This window comes from Neisseria sp. 20925_1_37 (assembly GCF_041433255.1).
GTDB lineage: Bacteria > Pseudomonadota > Gammaproteobacteria > Burkholderiales > Neisseriaceae > Neisseria > Neisseria flavescens_D.
In genome coordinates, this window is sequence record NZ_JAPWBC010000003.1 from 1 (window position 1) to 11,517 (window position 11,517).

The 11,517-nt window shown below is 47.1% G+C and carries 9 protein-coding genes; all 9 read right to left on the reverse strand.

The window, feature by feature from the left end; all coding sequences use genetic code 11:
* On the reverse strand, nucleotides 1-399 hold a 399-nt coding region (locus tag O3661_RS02795), incomplete at its 3' end, for an FAD:protein FMN transferase (protein ID WP_371492226.1).
* Between the two features lie 118 nt (nucleotides 400-517).
* The gene (locus O3661_RS02800; protein ID WP_371492227.1) at nucleotides 518-1,012 is read right to left on the reverse strand and encodes a nitrous oxide reductase accessory protein NosL; all 495 of its coding nucleotides are present in this window, start codon (nucleotides 1,010-1,012) and stop codon (nucleotides 518-520) included.
* Nucleotides 1,009-1,839, reverse strand: coding sequence for an ABC transporter permease (locus tag O3661_RS02805; protein WP_371492228.1), 831 nt, complete (start codon nucleotides 1,837-1,839; stop codon nucleotides 1,009-1,011). Before O3661_RS02805 ends, O3661_RS02800 begins: the two co-directional genes overlap by 4 nt.
* Nucleotides 1,836-2,735, reverse strand: a complete 900-nt coding sequence (locus O3661_RS02810) for an ABC transporter ATP-binding protein (RefSeq protein WP_371492229.1) — start codon at nucleotides 2,733-2,735, stop codon at nucleotides 1,836-1,838. Before O3661_RS02810 ends, O3661_RS02805 begins: the two co-directional genes overlap by 4 nt.
* 56 nt (nucleotides 2,736-2,791) lie before the next feature.
* A complete protein-coding gene (locus O3661_RS02815) occupies nucleotides 2,792-4,171 on the reverse strand; it encodes a nitrous oxide reductase family maturation protein NosD (RefSeq protein WP_371492230.1) in 1,380 nt (459 codons plus the stop codon).
* A gap of 198 nt (nucleotides 4,172-4,369) precedes the next feature.
* On the reverse strand, nucleotides 4,370-6,337 hold the full coding sequence (nosZ, locus tag O3661_RS02820) for a TAT-dependent nitrous-oxide reductase (protein ID WP_036493194.1): 1,968 nt from the start codon (nucleotides 6,335-6,337) through the stop codon (nucleotides 4,370-4,372).
* 109 nt (nucleotides 6,338-6,446) lie between these two features.
* Nucleotides 6,447-8,720 (reverse strand): 4Fe-4S binding protein, encoded by a 2,274-nt coding sequence (locus O3661_RS02825; RefSeq protein ID WP_371492231.1) that lies wholly within the window; start codon nucleotides 8,718-8,720, stop codon nucleotides 6,447-6,449.
* Between the two features lie 488 nt (nucleotides 8,721-9,208).
* Nucleotides 9,209-10,282: a trimeric porin PorB gene (gene porB, locus O3661_RS02830; RefSeq protein WP_371492232.1), complete on the reverse strand. Its 1,074-nt coding sequence runs from the start codon at nucleotides 10,280-10,282 to the stop codon at nucleotides 9,209-9,211.
* 314 nt (nucleotides 10,283-10,596) lie between these two features.
* Nucleotides 10,597-11,442 carry a tRNA pseudouridine(38-40) synthase TruA gene (gene truA, locus O3661_RS02835; protein ID WP_371492233.1) on the reverse strand — a complete coding sequence of 282 codons (846 nt, stop codon included), beginning with the start codon at nucleotides 11,440-11,442 and terminating at the stop codon, nucleotides 10,597-10,599.
* Nucleotides 11,443-11,517 lie beyond the last annotated feature (75 nt).

An 11,517-nucleotide genomic window follows, 5' to 3' on the forward strand; every position in this document is an offset into this window, starting at 1 on the left:
GGGATCAAACGCACCCTGCGTCAGCTGATGGATATCTCGGCTGGTGCTGAGCAGCTGCAAAAAATCGGATGGCGGATTTTTCAGACGGCCTTCTCGGTTTAAACGGCTAATCAAGCTGTCGTCCCGATACAGGCTGAAGATTTTTTCCAACCGTGAAACTTCTGCCAATACTTTGTTGATCAGTATCTCCGCCTGCCTGCGCCCAACGCCGAACAACCGCAATTCTGCGCCCGAACCCAATGCAATGCCTCTCCAAATAACTGGCTGCTCTTCTTGATTCAGACTGGTCGGATGAGTCGGTTGATTGGTTTTGCGGCTGATGGCAAAAGGAATGCCGACACCGGCGGCAAGTGTGGCGGCGATAGCAATGAAACGGCGGCGCGTTAAAGGGGTGGACATAAAGTATTCCTTAGATTTTTTATCTTTATATTGAAAGCCGCATTCATTAAATCAGCAATCGGCAGCTTCCAACACAAAGGCCGTCTGAAACTGTTTCAGACGGCCTTTATTGGTTGTTTTATTTGAAAATATATTCGTCGGGCATCTCTGCGAAACCGACAACTCTGCCGCCTTTTTCTTTGGCGAATTTTTCAGCCTGAGCCTTGTCGGCAAACGGAAGCGCATCTTCCGCACCCATGCCGCCGATAAAGCTGCTTTCGATAACGTAATAGGCCTTTTTCGCATCTATCCATTCAGTATCGGCATTGGGTTTTTCCCAATCTTTGACTTTACCCATATCGGTAACATAGATGATATGAATGCCTTTCGGCTCTTCAGGCAGCTTGGTGTAGCCGAACATCTGCTTGATGGTGGAAAACCAAACCGGTTTGTCAGGTTTGCCGTTCAAGAAGATTTGCGCTTTAGGGCCGTTGTGTTCAGTCAAATTCATGCTGCAGTAATGACCCACTGCGCTGTCGCTGATTTGTTGGGGCGCAGGCGGAGGGCTGTTGTCCTGCTTGCTGCAGGCTGCCAATGCGATGAGTGTGAAGGTTGTCAATAATATTTTTCTCATATTTGTCGCTTTCCGAAAATCCAGGCGGCTAAAATCAAAGGAATGATAACCCATAATACCTGAGCCGTCAGCAAAACAGGCATACTCAGGCTGATTTGTTCGCTCAAACCTGCCATGCCGGCATACATGGCTGTATTTTCGTAACCCGTCAGGTTCAGCAGGCGATAAATGTCTGCGGGGTTGAACAAAAGAACGGTTTCCACTACAGGCGCAGTAATGACTTGTTCGGTATCGGCAACCAAAACACCTAAAAGCGCCATATCGAAAATAACGACAAAAAACAGCCATACGCCGATGGCGATACCGGCGGCGGTACCGCGTTCTTTAACTTTTGCGCTGATCAAATAGCCCATGGACAAAAAGGCTGCGCCAAGAATCACGCTGGCAGCAATCAAAAGGGCGAAAGGCTGCCATGCGGCAATATCAAAACCGCCGTTGGCAAGCTGAAGGGTAATACCTGCCAATCCGTAGCCTGCCGTGGTAGCAAGGGCAAGAATGATGAGGTGGCCGATAAATTTACCGGCAAGGATTTGGTTGCGCGAGATGGGGTAACTTAGCAGCAACGCCATTGTACCGTGCTCGATTTCGCCGATCAGTGCATCATAAGAGAGCAACATCGCAATCAGCGGAATCAGGAAAATAGACAGGCTGGACAGGCTGACTACGGTTACCGTCAAGGGATCAACCTTGACCGAACCGGTAGGCGAGCTGCCGAGAAAGCCTAATGACAGTGCCAATGCGGCAAGCAGGAGCGCGGCGGCGAGTACCCAACGGTTGCGCAGGCTGTCGCGGACTTCTTTGCCGGTAATAATCCAAACGGGGTTCATACGTCTTCCCTTTTTAAGAATTGTGCGTACATATCGTCAAGTGTCGGGGTATGGATATCGATATAGGCAAGGTTGCCCAAGTCACCCAATTCGCTCAAAAGAGCCATGCGCTCTTCTGCTTTACATTGTGCTTGGTATGACAGGCCGTCTGAAAGCGGATGCCAATGCTCGCTCAACGGGCGCGCTTCTTTCAAGCGGACGTTGACGGTCAACGGCAGACCGCTTTGAACATGCAACTCATCCATGCTGCCGTCGGCAACTTTCACGCCGTTTTTCATGACGATGATGCGGTCGGCGTGGCCGTCAAGCTCGGCCAGTGCGTGGGTGCTGAGCAATACGGTTGCGCCGCGCCCATTGAGTTCGCGCACAACTTCGTAAAACATTTGACGCGAAGCCGGATCAAGGCCGGTAGTCGGCTCATCAAACAGTAAGACTTTAGGTTCGCCCAACAAGGCTTGTGCCAAAGCGAGGCGTTGACGCATACCTTTAGAGTAAGTACCGACACGGCGGCGTGCAGCCTGGGAAATGCCGACACGCTCGAGCAATTCGCGGTTTTTACTCAGGGGCTGTTTTTTAAGTTTGGCATAGAAATCCATGGTTTCGATACCGGTCAATGAAGGGTGCAATGCAACCGTTTCAGGCAGGTAACCGATTTGGCTGCGACGCTGCGCCCCTGCTTTACTGCCGGTCGGCTCTCCCAAAAGCATCACTTCGCCCTCGGTCGGCGTAATCAGACCAAGTATTAGCTTCATAATGGTAGATTTGCCTGCACCGTTGTGTCCTGCCATGCCGACGCTCTCGCCAGCCTTGAGAACCAGATCGACTTGGTTGACGGCCTTTTGGCTGCCAAACTGCTTGGTCACGTTTCTTAATTCAACGTGGTTGGTACTGCTCATGGATATTCCTCTAGTGAATGTTTCAGACGGCCTTTGATATTGGGCCGTCTGAAAGGTTACATATTGGCATTTCCGCCTGTCAGCGCACCGTTTTCGGCATTACCCCATTCGGATTGGTGCGTTTTTGCTTCATGCAGCAATTCGTCCTTCATGGCTTCGTATTTGGTTGTCGTTTTATTGCGGACAGGGTTCATCAAAGGCTTGCTGTCAATTACGCCGCCAGGCAGGATGGCGGGAAATTGCGATTGCGCCCATTTGACAATGCTGATGGCAGGGCTGTTCATCAATAACCGGGCGACGGGTGCACGCCAGATGATTTGGTCGATAATCCCGTTGGGACGGTAGGCACTGTCGCCGAAGCCGTCGCCATCAAGGTCAAAGGCGCTGTTATCGCTCCAATAGTTGCCGCGACCACCCTCGCCCCAATCAAGGAAACGGGTGCTGACGTATTTGACTTGGCTTTCGTTGTTGATAAACGAATTATTGAACAGGCTTGTGCCTTCAATGGCCGCGGTAAAGTGAATACCGATTTGACAGTTTTCAAAATGGTTGTCGAAAATTTTATTGTAGTTGGCATTGTAGGCAAACACACATTTGCCTGCCTTGTTGATCACATTATCGTGAATTTCGGAATAATTGACGTAGTTGAGCATAATGCCTTGGTCGCGGCTGCCAACGGCAATGTTGCCATACACTTTCAGGCGTTCGGAAAACATCAGCACATAACCCATGTTGTTGCCGACGGAGATATTGTTGCTGACTTCGCTGTCATTGGTGTACATATAATGGACGGCAAAGCGCAAGTCGCTAAAGCGGTTGCCTTTGTAGGTATTATGTGTACTGGTATTTGAAAAAATACCGTCACGGCCTTTGGAAATATCGTTATCAATCACTTGCGCACCGGGCGCATTCCAGACGGTTACGCCGTTGCCGCGTTCGTTGACGCGCAGGGTTGCATCGCCGATGATTTTATTTTCCCGCACCATGGATTCTGTCGCACCGTGAATATACACGCCGACAGAATTGTCGATGATGTTGTTATGCTCCACCAGCGCGCGCGTTGCCGTCTCTTCTAAATAGATACCGGCATCCATTGCCGGCAAACTCATGCCGGAATGGGAAACAGTCAGATTGCGCAAAGTTACATCAGGCGCATGAACGGCAACCGTCCTCCCGCTCCGGTCGCCGACAATCTTGGCGGAACGGTCGGCAGGGCCTTCGATGGTAATGGGTTTGTCGATATAGAGTTTGGTTTTGTATGTACCAGAGGCAAGCTTGAGCGTATCGCCGGCTTGGGCGCGCGCCAAAGCATCATTGAGATTGTCTTGTGCGGATACGTTGATGACTGCGGCAAAGGCCGTCTGAACCATGCTGCCAAGCAGCAATACGAGTGCGGCACGTTGCCATTTGGAACGATGGATTTGTGTGTGCGTCATAATCATATCTCTGTTTCAGACGGCCTGCTTGCCGCATGATAAACCGATGCGGAAACAGGTATTTTGGTGTTATAGCAAAGCTGTCTGATGATGGCTTTCATTTTGTGACCATATCGGCCGACAAACAACTTTGCTATAAAGGCCGTCTGAAAGAATGTTTTTTCAGACGGCCTGAAGAATTAAATCATCAAACCGAAATTATTTTGGTTTAACAATCATTTGGCCAGACATTTCCATGTGCAATGCGTGGCAGAACCATTGGCAGTAGTACCAGTGTACGCCTGGACGGACAGCCTTGAAGGTTACAGAAGATGTAGCTTGCGGGCCAATCTCCATAGCAATGCCATAACCTTCCAAAGTAAAGCCGTGAGTCAAGTCTTCAATGGTCTCAACGTTGGTTACATATACGGTAACTTCGTCGCCTTGGTTCACTTCAAATTGAGGAACGCTGTAAGCAGGCGCAACGGCAGTCATGTACACGCGTACTTTGTTGCCTTCACGTACGACTTTGGCAGCTTTTTCCAACTCAACACCGTCTTTTTGAGCTTGTTCCAAAGCTTCTTGCCAGAACCATGGGTCTTTGCGGTCCCAAGTTTTGCTTGGGTTCACTTTAGACGCGGCAACCAAGCACAAGTCGTGTGGTTCGGCAAAAGTCGGATTGTCATGCACCAGACGCATTTCGTCGCCGGAGATATCGATCAATTGGTCACATTCAGGTTTCAAAGGACCAGCATTCAAGAAGCGGTCTTTAGAGAACTTGTTCAAAGATACCAACCATTTACCGTCGGCTTCTTTGGTTTCGCCCATGGTAGTGTGGTTGTGGCCAGGTTGATAGTGAACGTCGAGTTTTTGTTTGATCGGATCGATTTTCTCGCCTTTGTAGGCTTTAATCGCATCGTCGATGTTCCATTTCACCATTTGGCTGTCGATAAACAATGTAGTATAGGCATTGCCGCGACCGTCAAATGCAGTGTGTAATGGGCCAAGACCCAGTTGAGGCTCGGCTACGACAACATCGCGCTCTTTGATTTTACCTGCAAACAAGTCATCCAGTTTGCTGACATCCAATACGGTAACGGTTGGAGACAGTTTACCGTTGAGCATAATGTATTTGCCGTCAGGGCTTGCATTACAGCCGTGAGGAGAGTTAGGAACCGGGATGTAACGAGTGTATGGAGAGTTGGCTTCCGCACGACCGTCCAACATTTTCACGCCATTAACTTCTTTGAAGTCGCCTTTTTTGATGCCTTCTTCGATGGCGGCCAGGTTAAATACCACACACCAGTCTTGTTCGTTAGAAGATGCACCTTGTACAGTCAGAGCGCGCTCAGAGTTATAGCAGGTAGAGAAAGAGTATTTACCTTGGTAGTCGGCATCGCCATTATCCAAGTTACCGTCTACCAATACTTGCCATGCGATGTCCATGGTTTCGCCGTCAACTGCAGTATAAACGGCATTCCAAGTTTTAGGATCATCCCATTTGCCTACGCCGTCAACAGGAACGATATGCTCGCCGTTGGCAAATACGTAGCCAGTTTTCGGATAGCGTTGAGGACGCAGACCGTGAACACCTGAAACGTTTGGAATTTCAACGATTTTATCAGTTTTCATCACATCCAAGCGGATACGGCAAACGCGGTTGTTTGCTTTATCGTTGGCATATGCATAGCGGCCGTCGTAAGTTTGATCAGTAAAAGACAAGTGCGGGTGGTGCAAGTCGCCGTTAGGGTAGCAGCGCAGACCGCTGTCTTGCAGGAATTTACGGGTTTCCGGCGTAATTTTTTCATTCAAAATACGCAGACTCTCGTTGGTACGACCCCAACCGGTAGCGCTGTCCATATTGAATACAGGGATACGCATCAACTCACGCATAGAAGGTACGCCGATCAAGCGCATTTCGCCTGATTGACCGCCTGACAAGAAACCGTAGTATTGGTCAAGTTCGCCTGGACCGACTTCGGAAGTTTGTTTGCCCGGTTCGGCAGAATGAGCAGCGGCTTTTTCGGCAGGTGCAGCACCGGAAGCAGCAGCTTTATCACCCTCGCCGTTAGAGCAACCGGCCAAGCCCAACAAACCGGCACCGGCAATACCTGCACCGGAAGCAGCGGCAGTACCTAAGAATGAACGACGGCTTAAGCCGTTTTGTTCTAATTTTTCGTCTGACATACGACACTCCTTGGATAAAATCTGGCGGCCGATTTTTCAGACGGCCTGCCGATGAAAAATTTTCTAAGTCGGGCTGCCGATACAGCCCTCTTTTTTTATTGATAAATTACTACTTGTCGACACTGATTGCCGATTCTTTTTTAACAAACTGGACGACTTGTTCTTGAGCATTTTGCGTCGCTGCCGCATCATGCTGTTCAGCTTTTGCCGCCGCTTGTTTTTGTTTTTTCTTATTCGTTGCCACTACTTGAGGACAACGCGTATCGTGATGATACATTACCTGACAATGCAGACATTGGATACATTCGTTCGGATGAATGTCGCCTTCAGGTGCGATTGCCTGTACTGGGCATTCGTGTGTACAAATCTGGCATGGGTTACCGCACATTTTATAACGGCGCAGCCAATCAAACACACGGAAGCGACCCGGCAATGCAATACCTGCACCCAAAGGACACAGATAACGGCAGAAGAAACGTTCGATGAACAAGCCTGCAATCAGCAAAGCGGCGGCGAACAGAACAAACCACCATTCACGCATGAATTTCAAAATAATTGCAGTTTTGAAAGGCTCAATTTCAGCAAATTTTTCAGCCGTACCCAAATCGTACAGGGAAATTGCCAGCAAAGCGAAGAAAATTACATATTTAATCGCACTCAGACGGGTATGCAACAAGTGTGGCACTGTAATTTGTTTCATACCCAATTTTTTAGCGATACGGTTGGTTAACTCTTGCAATGCACCGAAAGGACACAGCCATCCACAGAATGTACCGCGGTTCCACAACAGCATGGTCGCCGCTGTAAAGAGCCACAGAATGAATACCAGCGGATCCATCAGGAAGAATTCCCAGTGGAACTCAGTCAAAACAGCTGAGAACAACGTCAAAGTATTCACTACCGATAATTGTGCCTGAGCATACCAGCCGATATAAAACAGCGTAAAGGTCAGGAAACAGAGACGGAATCGGTCATACCATTTTTCGTAACGGACAATCCAATCTTGGAACAGGAATACCAACAGAAGAATTGTCAAAGCAATACCGACAACCACGATTTGACCTTGTTTGGCTTTCCAAACCTGTTTCCAGAGTTGGTTGGATACGCCTTCCTCAGCCGTTGCATCTTCTGCAATACCTGTACTTTCTTCCGGAGCAGAGGCTGCCGCAGCTACCGGCTCAACCGGTGCACTAATTTCAACCGGCGGTGCTTTAGGATCGTCAACGTAATAGCCTTTTGGCAACTCATAATCCAAATCGACAGTTACAAATGCCTTATCATTTACGCTCAATACGCGTTGAATCATCAATTGCAAACGCCATGGCTCAGCACCATCAAATTCCACACCTTCAGGAATGGTAAACCAAGAAACCTCTTTAAATGCAGGCGCACCTTCCGCTGCCAAAGCAACCACACGCTCATGTTGTGCATCGGTAAAACGGAAGCTGGTATCGCCCTGAATCATTTCGATACGGTCGAAGATACCGCCGCGGACATAACCCGAACCTTTCCAAGAATAGCGACCCTCGCCGGCCACCATCACGGCTTCTTGGCCAGGTTTCAAACGTTTTTGCAGGTTGTTCCAACCTGCTTCACCTAAAAGGCTTTTACCGATGGAAGGTTGGCTGACCAAGGCAACATACAGATCAATAAATGTATCATTACCATCACCCTGCTCCGCATGATCTGCCACACCTGCTTTACCGCTTTTCTCAAACAGTTTATTGATTTCGTCGATAGAAATATGCAGATGACCGACGGCTTTTTGTTCCAAAAGCGCATTCCATGACAGGATATCTTGTTTGTCTTGATTGGCAACACGACGCGGACGAGTTTGAACGGCAGGTTCGGCAGACTGTTCGCCGGAAGCAGCTGCTGTACCGGCTTGAACTGCTTTATCTGTACCCAAATGATATTGATGGATTACTGCTTTAACAGAGCGCTGAATACTGTCATTGATGACCATCAGGGTCACAGTCGCACCACTAATAATATCCCCTGGTGCAACACCTGGTTTAGGCGGGTTTTTAATAAAATTTAAGCCGATATATTTGTCAATGAATTTATCGACACGGGATTGCGGGATACCGATCAACATAATCGGCTCATGGTGCTCAACCAATTTTGCGCCGGCAATAGTGCCATCATTGGCCAATGCAACCATCGTATCGATCGGTTTACTCGAATAACCGCGCGTATTGACCACGTCAGTTGTGATATAAACCAAGCCAAGCTGCTCTTCACCCTTGTACACGCGAGCAACTAAGGGCTTACCTTCAGGCTTACCGTAGCGGTCAGCACCTGGGAAAATTTCAGACGGCTGAACTTTTGCCAAGAAATCAGGCAAGCGCTCGGCGTAAGCAGGCAGGCTTACTATCATCATAGAAAATACAGCAAACAGCACAAGGATTCGTTTCCAAATGCCACTTAAGCACTTCATTTCAAGACAGGACATGGCTATTCCCGATATATCGATACTCTAAACACTTATATTATATGAATCATCTATCAGCAATAATTTGATTAAAATCAAGTTTACAAATCTTAAAACCAGATTCTACATACTAATAATACTTTAGAACTACATTAGATGAACCTTTTATTATTAGGCATGAAACATAGGAAAATCAACTCAATCCAAGAATCATCCCCATATTATTAACTTATTTATAATAATACTCAAAACAATTTCTGAAATTTCATTTAGCATATATTAAATAGAATAGAACCTGACTTAAATTTCCATAGGCCGTCTGAAAACGAATATCGAAAATAATTTAACCTGCCCCTGCAATGACAAAATACATTTCTTACAAAAGCAAAAAGAGCCTGTATAAAACAGGCTCTTTTTCAGACTAATCTTAAGCTAGATTAGAATTTGTGACGCAGGCCAACAGTACCAGCAGTTTTCTCGTATTTGTTGTCGCCTTTGCCTTCTCTCAACCAACCGGCAGACAACAGGGCAGAAGTACGTTTAGAGAAGTCGTAGTCAGCACCAACGATAACTTGGTTGTAAACGCTGTTCTTTTGTTTCACGCCGTCTTCTTTAGCTTTGAAACCGTGAGCGTAAGAAACACGAGGAGTCACGTTACCGAAGCGGTAAGCAGCAGTTGCACCAACTTCAACACGTTCGTTTTTCTTAGCGTTAGCAACATCTTTTTTGAAGCCTTCGTATTGACCCACAACAGCAACCATCAGGTTGTTAGCATCGTAACCAGCAGTCAAACGGTGTGCTTGGTGGTCTTTGTAAGCACCAGCATTCAAGGTAGTGTTTCTATTGAATGTCTCCAGGTAACCATCAGTCAAGTCAGCATGTTTAGCGAAAGAACCAGCATAGCGACCAAAGAAGCCAGAGTTTTCGTAGTTCAGACCCAAATCGTAAGACGCACGGCTTTTCACAGCATGTACACCTTTGTCGTCAGGTCTAGCATTGTCGCGAGGTTGGTATTGAACGCTTGCGCTGAAACCACCCAATACAGGAGTATCGTAACGTACAGATACTTTGCGACCATCTACACGTTTGATTTTACCCAGTTGCAGAGCGTCTGCATTAGCATTACTAGACTCCCAAGGGTCAAAGCTGTCACTGCTGTCGTTCAGAGCAGTATTCAAGTTACCGGCACGAACTTTACCGAAACCGCCTTCCAAGCCCAAGAAAGATTCACGGTTAGCAAAACCAGAATCACCACCGGCGATAGAAGTTTTTTGTTCAACTTGCCAGATAGCATTCAGGTTGTTACCCAAGTGTTCGTGACCTTTGAAACCGATACGAGAACCGTAGTCAGCAATCTCAGTAGCAGTTTTAGATTTAATAGTTTGACCTGCAGCTTTCTCTTTAGTTCGAGAAATTTCTACACCAGCTTTGATTTGACCGTACAGAGTCACATCAGCCATAGCTGCAACAGGCAGAGCTGCCAAAGTCAGAGCAATCAGAGATTTTTTCATTGCTGTATTCCTTTTCTATTGTGAAGAAATAACTTAAGCAGACCGGACAATCCGCTTAGGCTTACATTATCGCTGGAATCAGCGATTCCATGACTGTTACTATAATTGCTCCTCTCTAAAAAAACAAACTTTATTCAATCCACCCCCACCACCCTTGAAACCCAGCAAAGGCAACCACAGCCTAAAAAAATGAAATTTATTATTTAAAATCAATGATAAATTTCTTTTAAAACCAATTGTGCATTTTTACAACACTTTATTAATTTACACATCAATCCAGCTATTTTGTTGCTTTTATACCAACAATCCGCCAATTAGGCCGTCTGAAAAACGTTACCCGAAACATTCATCCACTCAGGCAGAGGCAGTTTTACCACCCCAAACTCATCAGGATAATCAACGCCTGTCAAATACAGGCCGTCAGACATAAAAGTCGGAGGCGCTTTCAATCTGCTTCTTGCATGAAAGATTGACTGAAATTCATCCACACTGATTCTGCCACTTCCTACATATACCAATGCGCCCATGATATTGCGCACCATATGATGCAAGAATGCATTTCCATGCAAATCAAGGCACAAATAACGAGGATTCCCACTAATACTTGCCCTATACAGCGTTTTTATAGGAGATTTTGCCTGGCACTCAGCCGCACGAAAGCTAGAGAAGTCATGCTCACCCTCCAATAAAGCAGCAGCCTGCCTCATTAGATTTAAATCTAATTTCAAATGCGTCCACCCTACTCTGCCAACCAATAATGGAGAACGGACCGGAGATGATTCCAGCAAATAACGGTAATGCCGACCATAAGCATCAAATCGGGCATTGAAATGCGGTGCAACTTTTTGTGCAAGCAATACAGCCACACCATCAGGCAAATGCGCATTGACACCACGCACCCACGCCTGCTCCGGACGGCCTACAGATGTATCAAAGTGTACGACCTGAGCTGTCGCATGCACACCCGTATCCGTTCTTCCCGCAACGACGGTATTAATTTGTTCCTCTGCTATTGAAGACAACGCCTGCTCTAAGGCCGTCTGAACAGTCGGCAAATCTCCAGCCTGTTTTTGCCAACCATAAAAACGGCTTCCATCATAAGAGAGGGTCAAAGCCCAGCGCTGCACCAGATGCCCTGTTATATTTCCTTGTTCAGTCATTTCTTATACTTCTTGTAAATTGATATTGTTGCCTACGCTCAAGCAACAAATATTAAAAAGGCGTGATTAACACAC